The sequence below is a fragment of the Anaerovibrio sp. JC8 genome, from assembly GCF_002100115.1.
GTDB lineage: Bacteria > Bacillota > Negativicutes > Selenomonadales > Selenomonadaceae > Anaerovibrio.
The window spans coordinates 1-18,719 of the sequence record NZ_ANBM01000016.1 but is presented as its reverse complement, the minus strand read 5'-3'; the positions used below and the strand labels follow the sequence as shown (position 1 = coordinate 18,719).

Annotated in this window: 10 protein-coding genes; 7 read left to right on the top strand and 3 right to left on the bottom strand. The window is 50.1% G+C overall.

The genetic code is table 11. The features are described 5' to 3' along the window. The first annotated feature begins 34 nt into the window (after window positions 1–34). The 4 genes from D081_RS11740 (at window position 35) to D081_RS11725 (ending at window position 7,098) form a co-directional block, all read left to right on the top strand. Entirely contained in the window at window positions 35–2,893 is a 2,859-nt protein-coding gene (locus D081_RS11740; RefSeq protein ID WP_085024358.1) for a transporter substrate-binding domain-containing protein, read from the top strand. A gap of 99 nt (window positions 2,894–2,992) precedes the next feature. Next, window positions 2,993–3,994 (top strand): nucleoid-associated protein, encoded by a 1,002-nt coding sequence (locus D081_RS11735; protein WP_085024357.1) that lies wholly within the window; start codon window positions 2,993–2,995, stop codon window positions 3,992–3,994. A 35-nt stretch (window positions 3,995–4,029) separates the two neighbouring features. After that, the gene (hflX, locus tag D081_RS11730) at window positions 4,030–5,844 is read left to right on the top strand and encodes a GTPase HflX (protein ID WP_085024356.1); all 1,815 of its coding nucleotides are present in this window, start codon (window positions 4,030–4,032) and stop codon (window positions 5,842–5,844) included. Between the two features lie 9 nt (window positions 5,845–5,853). Then, window positions 5,854–7,098: a methionine gamma-lyase family protein gene (locus D081_RS11725; RefSeq protein ID WP_085024355.1), complete on the top strand. Its 1,245-nt coding sequence runs from the start codon at window positions 5,854–5,856 to the stop codon at window positions 7,096–7,098. A 69-nt stretch (window positions 7,099–7,167) separates the two neighbouring features. On the opposite strand, the gene lexA is transcribed toward D081_RS11725, so the two are convergent. Further along, window positions 7,168–7,782 carry a transcriptional repressor LexA gene (lexA, locus tag D081_RS11720; RefSeq protein WP_085024354.1) on the bottom strand — a complete coding sequence of 205 codons (615 nt, stop codon included), beginning with the start codon at window positions 7,780–7,782 and terminating at the stop codon, window positions 7,168–7,170. Between the two features lie 224 nt (window positions 7,783–8,006). Between lexA and D081_RS11715 the strand changes: the two genes are divergently transcribed. Next, on the top strand, window positions 8,007–9,767 hold the full coding sequence (locus D081_RS11715) for a GGDEF domain-containing protein (RefSeq protein ID WP_085024353.1): 1,761 nt from the start codon (window positions 8,007–8,009) through the stop codon (window positions 9,765–9,767). Between the two features lie 94 nt (window positions 9,768–9,861). Here the strand turns inward: D081_RS11715 and D081_RS11710 are convergent, their stop codons facing one another. Then, window positions 9,862–11,160, bottom strand: a complete 1,299-nt coding sequence (locus tag D081_RS11710; protein WP_085024352.1) for an aspartate aminotransferase family protein — start codon at window positions 11,158–11,160, stop codon at window positions 9,862–9,864. A 139-nt stretch (window positions 11,161–11,299) separates the two neighbouring features. After that, window positions 11,300–13,249 (bottom strand): peptidase U32 family protein, encoded by a 1,950-nt coding sequence (locus D081_RS11705; RefSeq protein ID WP_085024351.1) that lies wholly within the window; start codon window positions 13,247–13,249, stop codon window positions 11,300–11,302. Between the two features lie 385 nt (window positions 13,250–13,634). On the opposite strand from D081_RS11705, the gene D081_RS11700 reads away from it, so the two are divergent. Continuing rightward, window positions 13,635–16,262, top strand: a complete 2,628-nt coding sequence (locus D081_RS11700; protein ID WP_085024350.1) for an autotransporter outer membrane beta-barrel domain-containing protein — start codon at window positions 13,635–13,637, stop codon at window positions 16,260–16,262. Window positions 16,263–16,667: 405 nt separating this feature from the next. Then, the coding region (locus D081_RS11695) for a hypothetical protein (protein WP_143272210.1) at window positions 16,668–18,719 on the top strand (2,052 nt) is incomplete at its 3' end.

The following is an 18,719-nucleotide window of genomic DNA, read 5'->3' as shown; positions in this document are numbered from 1 at the left end:
GCTTTGTTTTGTAAGTTTGAGGTGATACTTAATTATGAACAGATTTGGCAGAAGGATAACCCGCCTATTGGCAGCTTTAATGAGCTTTATCTATATCCTTGTTCTTGCTTTTCCACTGACAGTCTATGCCGCCGGTGAGGTGCGCACCAAGGTGGTCCGGGTGGGCTGGTTCGACAGCTACGGCTTTCAGGAAGTGGATGAAGACGGGGTACGGAGCGGCTATTGCTACGAATATCTGCATCGGGTGGCCAATTACACCAACTGGGAATATGAATATGTCAATGGCCAGTGGGCAGAGCTACTGGAAATGCTGAAAAAGGGCGAAATTGATGTTATGGCCGGTGTGTCCGTCACTGATGAGCGGCGGGCGTATATGCTGTTTCCGGAATATGCCATGGGCACTGACAACTATTGGCTGTTCCAGCATGACAACAACAAGAAAATGAACCCTCAGGACTTATCCACCCTGAACGGCAAAAAAATAGGCGGCATCAAGAATAACCGCATGACCTACTATTTGGAGCAGTGGGCTGCCAGAAACAATGTGGATCTGGATATTTTTTATTATGACGGCTTTGATGCAAGAGACAGGGATTTTGCCGCTGACCTAATTGATGGCGTGGTGGCCACTGACAATAACATCAAGGTTGATTCCGGTTATTCACCTGTAGTGAAGGTGGGCTCGGAGCCCTTCTATCTTGCAGTGACCAACAGGAAGCCGGAGCTGCTCTATGAATTGAATTACGCCCTGGCTGATATTGACAAGGCAGACCCGTTTTTTATCAGAAAGCTGCAGTACAATAACTACGGTGCAACCCTGATTAACAGCAGTCTGTCCGAGGATGAGGAAAAGTGGCTGGATGAGCATAGGGTATGGCGGGTTGGCTATTTTAAGGATTATATGCCGTTTTGTGCCCAGGACAGTGACGGCAACCCGAAGGGAATCATTACCGCTATTTTCCGGATGATACTTACCAATCTGCGCATAGCTGACCGGGTTACCATTGAATATGTGCCTTATGACGGCGTTGATGACATGCTCAAGGGCTTTGAAAACCATGAGATTGATGTATCCTTCCCGTCCTTTGGGGATGTCCGTTATCGTGAGGACAACAATTTTGGGTATACATCGGAAATCATCAATGTTCCTATGTATGTGGCCTATAAGGGCGAATATTCAGATAAAACCTTTACCTCCATTGGGTTGTATCACAACCCGATAAAAAAGGTGATGAAGCCTTACAAGGACAGTGAGATTAAGCGTTATGACAGTGTAGAGGCCTGCTTGGAAGCTATATCGCGGGGAGAGGCCACCTGTACTATAATGTCTTCCTATCACCTGCAGTCCCAGCTTAATAATTCAGGTTTCCGTAATATAAAAACCATGCCACTGGGAGTAAGCCTGTCCTATTGTATCTGTGTACCGCGAAACCAGACAGAGCTGTTTTCGATTCTTAACAGAGGTATTGCACTTATTGACAGAACGGTTCTGTCGGATTATATATTTGAATGCCTGCAGTCCGAAGCCAAATATACCTTGGGAGATTTCATCCGGGACAACAGTGTGCCGGTTATAGTTGTTGGCAGCGGCATCTTCATCCTTATTTTGGCTGGTCTGTACATGTATATGACCGGGCTGAAAAGGGCCAAGGAAGAAGTGGATGTGCAGCTGAAGCGCAATCAGGAGCTGGTGAAGGAAGGGAAAAAACAGCATCGGGAGCTGGAGTGGGCCCTGAAGAAAGCAGAGAAGGCCAGCAAGGCAAAATCCGAGTTCCTGTCCCGCATGTCCCATGATATACGGACGCCTCTCAACGGCATCATCGGCCTTATGGAAATTGCCGACAGGCATCAGGATGATGTGGAGCTGCTGCAGAGCAACCGGATAAAGGCCAGGGTAGCTGCCAACCATCTCTTAAGTCTCATAAATGATGTGCTGGATATGAGCAAGCTGGAAAGTGACAATGTGGAGCTGGCAGAGGACCCGTTCAACATTGAGGACCTTCTGGCAGAGGTAATCGACATCTGCAGCATACGGGCCAGGGAAAATGCCATAAGCATCAGCTTTGATGCCAAGGATGGACTGAAATATCCGGATGTAATCGGCAGTCCTCTGCATTTCAAGCAGATATTGATGAACCTTATAAATAATGCCATCAAATACAACAAACCGGATGGCACCATCAAGGTTTCTGCCCAGCTGGGCTATGAGGATGATGAAACCGTAGCCTATGACTTCTTTATTGAAGATACTGGTATTGGTATAAGTGAGGAATTTTTGCGGCATATCTTCGAGCCTTTCACCCAGGAAAAGAACGATGCCCGCAGCCGCTATCAGGGAACTGGTATGGGCATGGCCATTGTCAAGGCCCTGGTGGACAAGATGCAGGGCAAGATTGCCGTAGACAGCAAGGTTGGTGAGGGTACCACCTTTGCAGTAACCCTGCCATTCAAGATTAATCACAATGTGGAGCAGAAAAAGCAGGAGAACGGGGAAGCCGGCAAGTCCGTTGAGGGTATGCGGCTCCTGGTGGTAGAGGACAATGAGCTTAATATGGAAATTGTCCGCATGATTCTTGAGGACGCCGGTGCCATCCTTACAGAAGCGGAAAATGGCCGTGTGGCCTATGATATTTTCATGGAAAAGCCATCAGGCTCCTTTGATGCGATTTTGATGGACATTATGATGCCGGAGTGGAACGGCTACGAGGCAACTGTCCAGATAAGAAAGTCCAACAAGGCCGATGCCCAGAGCATACCGATTATTGCCATGACGGCCAACACCTTTGCGGAGGACATCCAGAAATCCAAGGAAGCCGGCATGAACGCCCATATCGGCAAGCCGATAAATGTGGAGATATTGATGTCCACCCTGGAGCGGTTCAGAAGCAATTAGTGTACTGGCTGGTTGCGTGAAAATCTCCATCGTGATAAAATAATATAGCTATTTTGATGCTGCTGTGAAATACAGCAGCTTCTTTTTTGAGGTGACATTATGGTAGTAATTGACAAAGCTATTCTCCATATTTTAGATGTAAGTGCATCCAATGAGGTGTTTTCCGACGCCCTGCTGGAAATGAATGAAACCACGGCGGAATTTCTTATAAAGCATGTGGAAAAGACCATTGCCAGCCAGGATGCCAAGAAGGGCCAGTTCTATGAAAACAGCGAATTCAAGGTAATGCTGGATGGCTATCTTAAGGAGGAAATGGATTTTGTGGCCTTTTCCCGTCAGGTGACCGGGGCCCTTTACAAGGTGCTGACCACTGCCGAGGCGGCAGCCTCCACGGATTTGCTGATCTGTGATGCCCTTGTGGATGAAGTCCGCTATCTGGTTATTTTCAAGTGCAACAACCATCAGGGCTATGTCCATCAGATAAATGTGGACGAAAACGGCAGGGTTGCCACTGAGCTGGTGAACAACTACGCCATACTTCCGGGTCTGACCCAGAAAATCGATGAGTTCGTGTTCATCAACTGCGAAACCATGGAAATCCTTTCCAAGTCCCGTAAGTACAATGTGGACGGCAACAGCATCTACCTTATTCCGGAGCTGTTTTTGGAGTGTGCCCAGGCTCCGTCCCCGGCAGAGACCATCAAGGAAATCAACAAGGTGGTAAAGAAGGTTACTGAGGCCTACTGTCAGGATGAAGTGGCGGCCGTGACGGCGGTAAAGAACTTTATTGCCGAGAACATGGAAAAGGACGCAGTGCTGGACCCTATGGCTGTTGGCCGTGAGGTTTTTCAGGACAATCCATCCATGGCTGCAGACTATAATCACGCCATGGAAACTGCGGGCTTTGCCGAGCCGGTGGAGGTAAATCAGGAAGCCACCCTGAAAAAGATGAAGAAGCACAAGCTCAGCACCGATACGGGCATTGAGATTACCATTCCAACGGATTATTTTGAAAATACCGAGTTTGTGGAATTTTTCCGGGAGGATGATGGCTCCATGTCCATTACCCTGAAGAATATCCAGAATATCATCAACAGATGATGGATTCATGTGTAATATACGATTTTAGGTGAGTTATGGTTGTAAATGGAAAATTGGACAACATAAAGGCCGGGGTTATCCAGGAGCTGGAGGCCCTGTATGAGCTGGAAATTCCCCAGGGTCAGATAATAACCCGGGAGGCAGCGGAAAAGATGCTGGAGCTTACGGACATTTTGGGCCGTGAGGTGGCAGTATACATCAACCGCAAGGGCACGGTGGTGCAGGTGTCAGTGGGGGATGATGCCACGGTGGAGCTGCCGGACATAAAGCAGCGGAGCACCATCCGCCTGTCCGGAGTCCGTTGCGTCCATACCCATCCCAGTGCAGATACCCGCCTTTCGGCCCCGGATTTGTCCTCCCTCAGAAGCATGCGGTTTGACTGCATGGTGGCCATTGGCCGTAAAAAGGACGGGAAAATCCATGGCAGTCTGGCCTTCCTCAACGGTGAAATGACGGAGGAGGGGGGCTATGTGGTCAGCGGAACCAAGGAGCTGCCCTTAAAGGAGCTGAACAACATTGATCTGGTTCAGCTTATTGTGCTGGTCAATAACGCCTTGGGCAAGAACCGCCTGAAGGACACGGAGGAGCAGATCGAAAAGGCAATTCTGGCCGGTGTGGCCTTTTCCAGCCGCAGGGATGACTGGCAGGTGGAGGATTCCCTGGCAGAGCTGCGGGGACTGGTGGAAACCGCCGGAGCAGAAATAGTGGGTGAGGTTATCCAGAACAAGGATAAGCCGGACAATGCCTATTTTCTGGGCAAGGGCAAGGTGGAGGAAATCGCCATGCTGGCCCAGAATGTGGAAGCGGATTTGCTGGTTATTGACGATGAAATATCCCCTTCCCAGCAGCGCAATCTGGAGCTCAGCACCGGCCTGCGTGTGGTAGACCGCACGGCCCTTATTTTGGACATATTTGCCCAGCGGGCCCGTTCCAGTGCAGGAAAGCTGCAGGTGGAGCTGGCGCAGCTGAAATATAATCTGCCCCGTTTGGGGGGCCAGGGTCTGGTAATGTCCAGGCTGGGGGGCGGCATCGGTACCCGTGGTCCCGGCGAAACCAAGCTGGAAATGGACCGCCGTCGCATTCACGGCCGTATACACGATTTGGAGGAGCAGCTGAAAAAGCTGAAAAATCAGCGGAAGCTGCACCGTAATCAGCGGAAGCAGTCCCGTCTGGCCTCGGCGGCCCTTGTGGGCTATACCAATGCCGGAAAATCCACTATACTGAACGCCCTGTCTGATTCGGATGTTTTGGCAGAGGATAAGCTCTTTGCCACCCTTGACCCTACCACCCGGCTGGTGGATTTGGACGAAAAGCAGCAGATTTTGCTGACGGATACAGTTGGCTTTATCCAGAAGCTGCCCCATACCCTGGTCAGTGCCTTTCAGGCTACACTGGAGGAAACCACCGAGGCAGATTTGCTGGTTCATGTGGTGGATGCCAGCGACCCCAATTATGAGCTGCAGATAAAGGCAGTTATAAAGGTGCTGGAGGAAATCGGGGCCAAGGAAAAGCCGGCGATTTTTGTGTTTAACAAGGCCGACAGGCTTATGGAGCAGGGGGGCAACGGCTTTGATGCCCAGCGTATGCTTCAGGGCCGGGACGGCGTGGTTATTTCTGCCCGTAAGCCGGAGGATTTGCAGACCCTTCGGGAAAAGCTGTCCAGCTTCTTTAATCAGGGCAAGGTGGTGCTGAAGCTGTGCATCCCGTATACGGAGGGCAGCCAGATAACCCGTCTGCATGAGCTGGGGACAGTCCTCAGTACAGATTATAACGAACAGGGCACGGTGCTGGAGGTAGAGCTGCCGGTTACCGATGCTGAACCATATATGCAATATGAAATCAAGGAGTAAATTTATCTAATGGCATTTTCAGAAAAATTAATAGAATTGAAGAAGCAGGTTCTGGCCGGAAGCCAGCCTATGTTTGAGCGCATTGACGCCATTGCCGAGGCCAACACCCTGAAGGTGCTGGATGCCATGCGGGAGTGTCAGGTGGGAGAGAGCCATTTCAATACCACCTCCGGCTATGCCTACAGTGATGTGGGCCGTGTCAAGGCGGATGAGCTCTTTGCCAAGGTCTTTGGGGCAGAGCGGGCCCTGGTCCGCACCCAGTTTGTATCCGGCACCCATACTCTGGCCACGGTTCTTTTTGGTATCCTTCGTCCCGGCGACAAGCTGCTGTCCATTACAGGGGCTCCTTATGACACCATGCAGACTGTTATCGGCTATGCCTCTGAAAGCAAGGGCTCTTTGAAGGAATTTGGCATTAAATATGATGAGCTGGATATGGTAGACGGCAAGGTGGATATGGCCGGTATCGCCGGCAAGCTGACCCCGGATACCAAAATGGTACTGATTCAGCGCTCCCGGGGCTATTCCATGCGGGACCCGTTGAGCATTGAGGATATTGAGGCCATCTGTGCCGAGGTTCATCGTATCAAGCCGGACTGCGTATGCTTCGTGGACAACTGCTACGGCGAGTTTGTGGACACCCGTGAGCCGGTGCAGGTGGGAGCGGACATTATGGCCGGTTCCCTCATCAAAAATCCGGGGGGCGGCATTGCCCTTACCGGCGGCTATATCTGCGGCAAGGATGAGCTGGTGGAGCTGGCCTCCTACAGACTCACTTCCCCGGGCATGGGTGATGAGCTGGGAGCATCTCTGGCCAACAACCGCATGATTTTCCAGGGCTTCTTCCTGGCCCCTCATGTGGTGGCCCAGGCCATCAAGGGGGCAGTCTTTGCTGCCGGCATGTTCAGCAAGCTGGGCTACAAGACCCTGCCATTGCCAACGGATGTCCGTGGTGATATTATTCAGGCAGTGCAGCTGGATACTCCGGAAAACCTCATTGCCTTCTGCGGCGGCATTCAGAAGTATTCACCGGTGGATTCCTTTGCGGCACCGGAGCCATGGGATATGCCGGGCTATGAGGACCAGATTATTATGGCTGCCGGCACCTTCGTTCAGGGTGCCTCCATCGAGCTCAGCGCCGATGGTCCGATGCGTGCTCCATACAATGTTTATCTGCAGGGTGGCGTCACCTTCGAGCATGCCGTTATCGGCATAATGGGTGCAGCCCAGGCCATCGAGGATTTAAAGAAATAAGCAAAAAAATAGAGCAGTGGATAATGAATCATTCATAATCCAACTGCTCTTTTTCTATATGCTGCTAAATTACATCTGACGGTATACGCCGATTACCTTGCCGAGAATGGTTACGTTCTTCTCGTAGAATGGCTCCATGGAATCATTTTCCGGCTGGAGACGGATGCAGTCCTTTTCCTTGAAGAAGCGCTTTACAGTGGCAGCCTCGCCATTCACCAGTGCCACTACAATGTCGCTGTTGTTGGCGGTGTTCTGCTGCTTGACCATGATGTAGTCGCCGTCGTAGATGCCGGCATTGATCATGCTCTCGCCGTCCACCTTCAGCATAAAGGTTTCACTGGTGGTACCTAACAGGTTCTGAGGGAAGGCAAATACCTCCTCCACATTTTCCTGGGCAAGAATAGGGGTACCGGCAGTCACTGCCCCAATAAGAGGCACATTGACAGTACGCTCCCAAGGCTTGTCCTCCAGCAGGTCGATGGCACGGGGCTTGGTAGGGTCACGGCGGATAAGTCCCGCATCCTCCAGCTGGTTAAGATAGCCATGCACGGTGGAGCTGGATTTCAGTCCAACAGCCTTGCCTATCTCACGTACAGATGGTGGATAGCCTTTTTCCAAAAGAAATTCCTTAATCACACGGTAAATCTGATCCATGCGCTCATCGGCACAGCGTTTGCGTCCCATTAGTCACACTCCTCACAATTTTTATTCTGTACATATAGTATAGCATATATATGTTCGATTGCAAGTGTTCTGCAAACAAAAGTGCTGATTATTTTATAATTAAAGCACCTTACAACATGAAACGTTAAGTTAATTATTCTAAAAAATATTTTCTCGCAGTGGTCTGTTTAGTTATGGTATAATTGCATCAATAGGGCTATAGTCTAATTATTGGGGTGAACTTTATGAAGCACATTCCTTATTTATGTCACGATTTAAAGTCATTTTTCAATAGAGTAGATGAATTTGCCGGTCAGCTGGCGGATATGGAATCATATTCCGACGTACTGGTCACTATTTTTTTGGATATACATCTAAAGGATGAGGCTCCAAAGCTGATCAGCAAGGTTCGGAAAACCCTGCCCGATGCAAAAATTGTGGGAGGCACCGCCTCTGCAAATATTACGGCGGGGGTTATTAACCTGTATGGTATATCCCTGACCTTTTCCGTTTTCAATGAAGCCAAGGTTGAGGTGTTCCCGATAATGTGGGAGGATGCCCGAAGCCATGAAATCGGTGACAGAACACGGGAAAGACTTGAGGGTATGGAGCAGCTTAAGGCTGTGGAAATGCTTACCTCCGGCTATGCCGTCAATACCATGCCGTTTTTCCGTGAGCTTTCACAGATGTCCCCTGAGGTGGTTTTCTTTGGGGGTGTTGTGGATGATGGCACCACTCCGGCAGGCCAGGGCTTTGTATTTACCGGCGATGATGTGGTTTACCGCGGCCATGTAATGGTGGCCTTCAGGGGCAGCGATTTAAATGTCTGTGTGGGTTATGGCAGTGGCTGGCGTCCTCTTGGGAAGATAATGACAGTAACCAGACTCAGCAATTCCCATACAATATGTGAGATAGACGATGTGCCGGTGCGGACTATTTACGAAAAGTACCTTGGCATCAACAGCTGGAATGAGGACTTCTTAAATGAATCCGTAGTGTTCCCGTTTTCCATTATCAGAAATGGAACCTCCCTGTCGAGGCTCCCAAGATATCTTGATGAGGATGGCAGTGCCAGCTATGGTGCGGATTTCGAGGTGGGGGACAAGGTCCGCCTTTGCTATGGTGATCCCGCCATTATCATTCAGGAAGCCCGTAACCTTCAGATGGGTATGCTTCATTTTAACCCGGAGGGCATTTTTGCCGTCAGCTGCTGGGCCCGGAAGGTGCTTCTCCAAAAGGACGTCAATCAGGAGCTGGAGGCCTGCCGCAGGGGGGCTCCGTCCACGGGTATTTATGCCCTGGGTGAGTACATGAGAACCAGCTACGGCGATATATACCTAAATAATATGTGCCTTTCCATTATTGGAATAAGGGAAGGCGGCAATGTGCTGGAGCACCGTGAGGAAGATTACACGCGGCCAATACGGCTGGAGCGTCAAAACAGCGTACTGAGCCACATGATGCACTTTGTCCAGGCCGTGTCCGACGAGCTGGAGGAGAGCAATATGCGGCTGCAGGATATTGCCAAAATTGATTTCCTTACCAATCTCCTTAACCGTGGTCAGCTGGAAACGGAAATGTCCAATTCCCTTTCTGACAGCCAGCTCAGCAACAAGCACATGTCAGTTATGATGCTGGACCTTGATAACTTCAAGCATATCAATGATTCCCTGGGCCATGATACCGGCGATGAGGTCTTAAAGAGTGTGGCGGAGCTCATCAGACAGAATATCAGGGCCACTGACAGGGCCGGCCGCTGGGGCGGTGACGAGTTTATTATCGTATTTAACAATTCTGATGTAACCGTTGCCAGAAATGTGGCTGAGCGCATACGCAGTAAGATTATGGGCTTGTCCACCATCTACAAGCTGGACAAGGTAACAGTGAGCATCGGCATTACTGCCGCCACCAAGGACGACACCCTGCTTTCCCTGTTCCAGAGGGTGGATACCGCCATGTACAAGTCCAAGAATCAGGCGGGGAAGAATTGCGTAACAGTTATTTAAAATATTATTTTAAGGCATAACAAAGGCTCTGACGGGAGCGAAAGCTTCCGCCAGAGCCTGTTTTTTTGCAGCAAATTATTCAGCTTGCCGGGAATTACTTGATAATCTTGGTCAAGACATCATCCAGGGCGTTGAGGACGCTGTTCACATCCTCCTCAGTGATAACAAGTGGTGGCTGGAAGGCCATCACATTGCGCTCGATACCGTTCTTGCCGATGATAAAGCCGCGGTTCTTCATTTCCTCCAGAACCATGTCCAGCTCCTCAGGGGCCGGGCTCTTGTCAGCATGGACAAACTCAGCTCCCCGCATGAGGCCCAGACCGCGAATATCACCGATAATAGGGTGCTTCTTCTGGAGCTCTGTCAGACCATCATATAACTGCTGGCCCCGCTCCTGGGCATTCCTTATGAGGTCATGCTTCTGAATGTAGTTGATAACACTCAGGCCGGCAATGGAGGATACAGGGTTGCCACCAAGGGTGGAGGCACCCGGCTTGGTGTAGGTATCCGCGATTTTGGCAGAAGCCGTAAAGGCGGAAATAGGAGCACCATTGCCCAGAGCCTTGGCCATGGTCATAATATCCGGCACCACATCGAAATTCTCAATGGCAAACATCTTGCCGGTGCGGCCAAAGCCGGTCTGCACCTCATCAATAATCAGCAGGGCATTGTACTTCTCCAGAATCTCCTTCACCCGCTTGAAGTAGCCCTTTGGCGGTGTTACGATACCGGCATTGCCCTGAATTGGCTCAGCTATAAGGGCTGCCGGACGGCCACTGGTGGAATACTTGATAAGGTCCTCCACAGCATTGGCACAGGCCAGATCACACTCAGGATACTTCTTGCCCAGTGGGCAGCGGTAGCAGTAAGCATTTGGAGCAAAGTGAATACCGCCGCAAGGATGGGGGTCAGTACGCCACATCTGAATACCGGTTACGCTCATGGTGAGCTTGGTGCGGCCGTGGAGACCGTTTCTCAGGCTGATAAACTCGTCACTGCCGGTGTAGATGGAGGCCAAAAGCAGGGCACCCTCATTGGCCTCGGTGCCGGTGGAGCAGAAGAAGGTCTTCTGCAGATCCCCTGGGGTCACCTCAGCCAGCTTTTCGGCCAGATTGACAAAATTCTCTGTCAGATAAATATTGCAGACATGCTGGAGAGACTGAACCTGCTTCACCACGTTTTCCATGATTTCCGGGTTGCAGTGGCCACAGTTCATAACGGACACACCGGCAAACATATCCAGATATTTGCGGCCCTCGCTGTCATAGAGGAACTGCATATCGCCCTTGACGAACTGGCGTGGTTCCTTGTAGAAATGGGCCAGACAAGGCATGATGTACTTTTTCTTCTTCTCCAGAATGGCCTCGGGGCCAATAGGCTTTTCTAATGACATTATCAATACCTCCCAAACAGTAGTATATTTACAAGCGATTTTTTTAGTTAGCTTAAAATGATTGCCAATAAATCTTGCCTTCCCCTTGAGGGGAAGGTGGTCACGCAGTGACCGGATGAGGTGTCAAAGGAACAATTACTTAGAGGGAATCCTGGGACTGGCGGAAGCGGTATACACCGATACCAAGCTTGCGTGGCCCAGCCTCCTGCAGCATCCTGAAGGTTTCCTCATCAAAGGCTGGCTTGCCTTCATCCAGATTATCCAGGGCAGTGCGGTAAGCCTTGGTCAGCTCGCCCACCAGCTCCGGCTCATAATCCTTGGCCTCAATGCGGTAAGCTCCCACACCGTTGAACTTTTCCAGATATGGATAGTAGCACAGATCCTTGGTAAAGAGGATGTGGTTGCGGCCAAACTGGTCCATACGCAGTGGATGAACTCCCCCCACAGTGTCCTTCAGGGCATAGTGACGGTTCACAAACTCCGGATTATCCAGATGCTTGTATGGGAGAATCATTGCCGCAAAATTATGGTCGCAGATCATGGACTCGTAGGAGCCATGAACAATAATTTCAATTGGCAGCTCGGACTGCTCCACCAGATTGCGGACCTGGGCAAAGGACAGCTCCAGAGAAGCAGTACCCATGGCAATGCCATTCTTCTTCATGAAGCTGGCGGCCTTGTGGTTAAAGAGATTAAAGGAGAAGTCCGCCTGTACCGGCAGGTCGGTGCACTCCTGGGCCAGCTTAAGGGAGCCCAGATTGCTTACCAGCACACCGGCTGGCTTCAGCCCGTTGACAGCCTTAAGATACTGCTCCAGCTCGCCGCACTCCCGGCGCATGGTGGTCCGTGGGGTACCAATAACGATTTTTGCGTTGTATTTCTGGCCGATTTCAATGGCCTTGGCAACATTCTTTACGGACCAAGGCTTCTTTGGCTTGTAGGCTTCGCCGGAGAGATACACAATATCTGCCCCGTTGGCGCAGGCAGCTTCCACGGAAGCCAGATCAGCCACCTGTACGGACAGCTGGCGCTTGCCCTTGTTTTCCTTATTAATAGCCGGCTCAGCCTTTAAGATTTCATCCTGGAAGCCCGCCTCTTCCACGGCATCACTGAAGAAACGCGGCTCACGGGTACCATCAAAGCCAATATCGCTGGCATCAGGCTGCCCCAGGGCAAAGGTGGTGGTGAAGTCTCTGGCCCGGTTCTTGTACAAATCCTGCCAGCCCTCTTCGTCCACCTGATATCCGTAAGGGTCCTCAATATAGGCATCAATAGCCTTGCGGTAGGTGGCCACAATGCGGCGGACAAAATCAGCCGGACGCATACGGCCCTCAATCTTGAAGGAGAACACACCGGCCTGAATCAGCTCCGGAATGTTGCGGTACATGCACATATCCTTCAGGGCCAGCTTGTAGTCATGCTGGTCGTCCTTGTCCAGAATCTCCCCGGTTTCCTCATCAATGAGCTTGTAGGCCCAGCGGCAAGGCTTCAGACAACGGCCACGGTTGCCGCTCTGACCAAAGAGCACGCCGGAGTGAATGCACTGGCCGCTTTCTGCAATACACATATCACCGTGCATGAAATACTCGATTTCCAGACCAGTTCTTTCCTTAAATAAAGACATCTCAGAAAGGGTCATTTCACGGCCCACCACAATACGGGTAATGCCATATTCCTTCAGCTTCTTGATGGCATGCTCGTTGTGGGTGTTCATCATTACGGAGGTATGGAAAGGAATGGTGATGCCCATTTCCTTGGCAATTTCCAGTACGGCAAAATCCTGTACCAAAATGGCATCAGGACGGATTTCGTTGAGATAAGCCAGATATTCCTTCAGTGGCTCAATTTCATCATCACTGATAAGGTTGTTCAGGGTGATGTAGAGGCACACATCATGGGCATGGGTGTACTCAATGGCCTTTTTCAGCATCTCATCGTCAAAATTGGTTTCCTTGTTGCGGTGCATACGCATATTGAAATGCTTGCCACCCAGATAAACAGCATCAGCACCTGCCTCCACGGCAGCCACCAGGGCCTCCCAGTTGCCGGCCGGGGCCAAAAGTTCCACTGATTTACGGTTTAAAATCATCTTATGTTGCTCCTTTATATTGAAATGTTCCTATTTATTATGGAAATTTTGCACACTAACTCTAAGTATAACAATTTTTGGGCAAATAATAAAGGCTTCATGGAAATCATTCCCAGTTCCAATAAATGTAAAAAACTCATTTTATGTATAAAATAAATGTCAAAAGGTCTAAAAAACCATCACTTTTTCGAAAATCCCATCACTTTTTGATTTCCTATTGAATTATTGGAATTTTCATGCTACTTTTTGCACGAGTAGATGCCCTCCCTGGAGGGGGGACCAATTTGATCCGGCTCTTGCCATCAATATGTATGTGCCCTCCCCAGGAGGGGAGGGGGGACCGTCCTTGGACGGTGGGTGAGGTGTAACAAGGAGGAAAATGAAAATGGAAACAAGAAAGTATGGTAGTCCACTAGGGGAGAACATCAGCAGCCGTAAAGGCGTATGGAAAGGCAAAAAAGCCCAGATGGCATTGGCACTGGCCGTATCACTGTGGATAGGGGGAATGGGCAGTGTTGAAGTAGCTCATGCTGATGCTGATGAGTTTGGGATTTATCTTGATGATGAAATGGCGGGGGCACCTTTAACTGTATTGAATGCATCTAATGATGAGGAGCAGTATATCAGAAATGATGCAGCAGTGACTCAGGCGAAAACTGGTACTGGGGCAGAGCTGATTGAAAAATCAGGCAAGGCCCTGACCATTGCCGGGGGAAATTGGCGCGATTATAGTGGGATTATGGGGGGAGTACGAAGCACCACTGCTGGTGACATAACCGGTTATACCCTGAACCTCTCCAACCTTAAATTTGAGGGAAACTTCGGTTTATACCAGGGAGAAATTGTTGGTGCGTATGCGCTTGAAGATGGAGATGTTTACAAGAATACGGTTATTTTGGATGGAGTTACCGTCAAGGATAGTCCTGTGGCGCTTTATGGTGGACATGTTGATTCTGATGCAGATACCGGCAATGCCCATCATAACACAGTTTCTATAAAGAATAGCAATCTGTGGAGCGCGGTTGCAGGGGGATATACGGCGGCAAATGATGACAATGGCATTGGCACTGGCAGTGCCAATGATAATGAAGTAACTATTGAAAACAGTAACGTGCAAACCATGGTTCTTGAAATTGGTGGTGTCTGTGGTGGAGCTATAGATTCTGATGATGGAAAGACGGCCATAAATAATACGGTTAATCTAAAAAATGCCCTTATTGGCGGACCGGTTTGGGGTGGTATGAACCTACAAATAGATGGCTCAAGTGTAGATCTCGTTACTGGCAATACCCTGAATCTGGCTGGGGCTAACAAGATTGGAGAGTTTGATTATCAATTATATATAGATAATGCTAAAAATAGCGATGACCCAGAAGTTGCAGCAATTGCGGCAATGACACCGGCGCAAATTAAGGAAGTGATAGAGTCATGGTCGCCTGAAATGAGTATGATTACCGAAGGCCGGGTGCAAAACTTTGAAAAGATCAATCTCCTCGAAGGCACATGGGGGACACCTGTGCTGACCTTATCTGGTGCCAATGGCATCATGAAAAATATGGATGGCACCAAGGCAGTAATTGATGCCTCCAAACTTAAGTTTACCAACCCGGAAGATGTTCAGAACGGGGCCACCATGAATCTTATTCACTGTGAGGATGAGGCCTCACTGACGGCTACCTTGGACAACACAGCCATGGATGAGCAGAAATACAATGTTAATCCTTTGGCGGGAATAGCCGTTGATGCGGCTGTAAAGGGCAGCTTTGCCCTTACGGAGAAAAACCTGACTTATACAGCATCCAATCAGGCCAACAAGCTGACCTTCACCGACGTGGAGTGGAAGGACAGCGGGGCACTGCTGAACCATAAGACCACCCTGAGCAATGTATCCTTTGACGGGGCAGCTGTAGATACTTCCAATATTAAATTTACCAATATAGAAGAACTGGCAGCCAACAAGAAGATGACCCTGGTGTCTGATTTTGGCAACAGCGTGGGCACCATCACCGGCACTAAATACAAGGTTGGTTCGACTCTGGAGGGTGATGGCAAGGCCTCACTGGTGGGCAAGGATTTGATTTTTACTGCGGAAACGGGAACTGCCCAGCCACAGACCCATAATACCGTTATGGGAGCCACCGCATCCATGGCAGCCTTGTCTGCCGGTAATGATTTTGTCGGTACCGCTACGGATGGCCTCTCCATGGGCTCCAATACCGGCACTGATGGCCTGGCTACCTTTGCCAATATGGGTGGCGGCTCCATTACCCAGGAAACCGGCAGCCATGTGACCAGCCACACCTGGAATGCCATTCTGGCCCTTGGCCATCAGAACGTGAAGAAGTCTGGCACTACGGAATATGGTGCCTTCTTTGAATACGGCACTGGAAACTATTCCACCTTCGACGGGGATGTTCGGGGTGATGGTTCCATGCATTATACCGGTGGCGGCCTTTTGGGCAAGTGGACCAGCCCACGGAAGGACTATATTGAGGGCAGCATCCGCCTTGGCAGCATAAAGGATGATGCCTCCAATGTGCTGACAGATGGTACCAATACTTACGGCTACAATACCAGTGCCGGTTACTATGGCTTCCATTTGGGCTATGGCAAACTCTTTGATTATTCCGGCGGACGGAGCCTTGACGTTTATGGCAAATTCTTCTACAACCACCGCAACGGCGTCTCCTTTGATGCCGGCGGCCATTATGACCTTGATGCCATCAACAGCCAGATTCTCCGCCTGGGTACCCGCTACTCCATGCAGACCAGCGACCAGTGGAAATGGTATGGCGGCCTGGCCTACGAGTATGAATTTGGCGGCAGAGCCACCGGTACTGCTGATGGTGTGGCCATCCGCGGTGCAGAAACCAAGGGCAGCAGCCTCCGTGCCGAGCTGGGGGCCACCATTACCCAGCCTAATTCCCCATGGACCGTGGACCTCAACCTCACTGCCTTTGCGGGCAAGAAGCGTGGCGTCTCCGGCGGCGTGGGATTAAAGTATAATTTCTGAGGAGGACACCTCATCCGTCAGCCTATCGGCTGACACCTTCCCCTCAAGGGGAAGGCACATTGAGGGGGGACACCTCATATACCCGAATATTTGTAAATAACAGTTGCACGTTCTTGTGCAGCTGTTATTTTTTGCGTTTTTTGCAAAAAAATGCAGTTTGGATGCAACAAAAAAACGTCAAAAAGTCTAAAAATCCATCACTTTTTCAAAAATCCCATCACTTTTTGATTTCCTATTGAATTTTTTGAATTTTCATGCTACTTTTGGTATGAGTGTATGCCCTCCCCTGGAGGGGGGACCAATTTGATCTGGCCCTTGCCATCACTATGTATATGCCCTCCCCTGGAGGGGAGGGGGGACCGTCCTTGGACGGTGGGTGAGGTGTAACAAGGAGGAAAATGGAAAATGGAAACAAGGAAGTATAATAGTTCACCAGAGGGGGACATCGGCACCAGCAAAGCCACTAAGGGCAGGGGCTGGAAAAGTTTAAAGGGACAGGCAGCCCTGGCACTGGCCGTATCACTGTGGATAGGGTGCGGCGGAATTGCGTCTGCTGCGGGTTCGGCCTGTATTAATGCCGATACCAACAAAGTAGTAGTTAATAATATTGCTAGTGACGCCACTGTTACACCGGGCAATGACGAAACGGCATCGGACAAGACATTGACCGTCACAGGCAATTGGGCTGATGTGCATGGTGCATTTGCTTCGGCAAGCTCAACTATTGAAGGGATTAAAGGCTATCAGCTGAATGTTGATAACGCAAAGACAGGGAGTGTATATGGTGCTCACTCCATACAGTCTAGTAATAATGTTGCAAAGGACAACTTTCTTAAGATAAGCAATAGTAAAGTAAGTTATGCTTATGGTGGCTTCTCAAATAATGGATCGGCGATAAATAATACGGTGGAGCTGATAAAAAGTACAGTAATTAATAGACTTTATGGTGGTAAAGCTATTCGAGATGCTACAGGCAATAGTATATATATGACGGACAGTACGGTTGAGGAAGATGTTTATGGAGGAATTAACGGCAATGATCAAACTACAGGCAATACGTTATGCCTCTCCGGTGACAACACTGTTGAAGGCCGGGTGCAAAATTTTGAAATTGTATACATAGGTAAACAACTAGGTGAAAACAGAAAGCCCGTCAATGTGGCTGTGAAATGGGGCACGCCTGTATTGAGATTGACTGGCACGAGCTGGATGAATCATGGATACGGCATATTAGCGAATGAGGGCGGCAGTAAAGCAACAATCAACGCCTCGGAACTGACCTTCGCCAACCCCGAAACTGTGGTGAACGGGGCAACCATGAACCTGATAGAATGTTCGAATACGGCAACCATCACCGCCGACCTTGCTGCCACCACCACGGCATTGCAGAAATACAGCCTTAAGCCCGTCACAGGGGTGAGCATCGACGCCACTCTGAAGGGCAGCCTTGCGTTCAAGACCAATGCAAATGACAAGAACATTGCCCTGGTCTGCACCGCGTCAAATGTGGGGAACAAGCTGACCTTGGGTGCTAACATTCCATGGAACACCACAGCCCCATATTACGACTTGTCGGGCAAGGGCTATGGCTTCGTCCTTGACGGAAACTTCGCCATTGACGCCTCGAAGCTGACTTTTACAGGACTGGACCAAGCCAAGGCCGGCGATGCCATGACACTGCTGGCCAATGCAGCGGGCATAACTGGTGACCATATCACGCAGCCAAGCGACATTTCCTATGAATACAGCCCTCTCTCCGGTGTGATGATAAACGGCGCGGTGACAGGCCAAATCGCCGTGGACAGCAGCAATGTCAACTATCAGGTGACGGGGAATAATGCCAGCAAGCTCACCTTCACCGATGTGGAATGGAAGGACAGCGGGGCACTGCTGAACCATAAGACCACCCTGAGCAATGTATCCTTTGACGGGGCAGCGGTAGATACTTCCAATATTAAATTTACCAATATAGAAGAACTGGCAGCCAACAAGAAGATGACCCTGGTGTCTGATTTTGGCAACAGCGTGGGCACCATCACCGGTACCAAGTACAAGGTGAGCACGGCCCTGGAAGGTGAAGGTGAGGCATCCCTTGACGGAACCAATCTTATTTTCACCGCAAAAACAGGTACAGATGTGAAGTCTGCGGATTGGACCCATAACTCCGTAATGGGTGCAACTGCATCCGTGGCGGCGCTGTCTGCCGGTAATGATTTCGTCGGTGCGGCCGTAGATGGCCTCTCCATGGGCTCCAACACCGGCACTGACGGTCTGGCAACCTTCGCCCAGATGGGCGGCGGCACCATGCGGCAGGAGACGGGCAGCCATGTGGACAGCCACACCTGGAATGCCATTCTGGCCCTTGGCCATCAGAATGAAAAGAAATCCGGCACTACGGAATATGGTGCCTTCTTTGAATATGGAACTGGAAACTATTCCACCTTTAATGGGGATACT

Coding starts and splice junctions, on each gene's coding strand:
- D081_RS11740 (WP_085024358.1), top strand. CDS start 35: ATGAACAGATTTGGCAGAAGGATAACCCGCCTATTGGCAGCTTTAATG.
- D081_RS11735 (WP_085024357.1), top strand. CDS start 2,993: ATGGTAGTAATTGACAAAGCTATTCTCCATATTTTAGATGTAAGTGCA.
- hflX (WP_085024356.1), top strand. CDS start 4,030: ATGGTTGTAAATGGAAAATTGGACAACATAAAGGCCGGGGTTATCCAG.
- D081_RS11725 (WP_085024355.1), top strand. CDS start 5,854: ATGGCATTTTCAGAAAAATTAATAGAATTGAAGAAGCAGGTTCTGGCC.
- lexA (WP_085024354.1), bottom strand. CDS start 7,782: ATGGGACGCAAACGCTGTGCCGATGAGCGCATGGATCAGATTTACCGT.
- D081_RS11715 (WP_085024353.1), top strand. CDS start 8,007: ATGAAGCACATTCCTTATTTATGTCACGATTTAAAGTCATTTTTCAAT.
- D081_RS11710 (WP_085024352.1), bottom strand. CDS start 11,160: ATGTCATTAGAAAAGCCTATTGGCCCCGAGGCCATTCTGGAGAAGAAG.
- D081_RS11705 (WP_085024351.1), bottom strand. CDS start 13,249: ATGATTTTAAACCGTAAATCAGTGGAACTTTTGGCCCCGGCCGGCAAC.
- D081_RS11700 (WP_085024350.1), top strand. CDS start 13,635: ATGGAAACAAGAAAGTATGGTAGTCCACTAGGGGAGAACATCAGCAGC.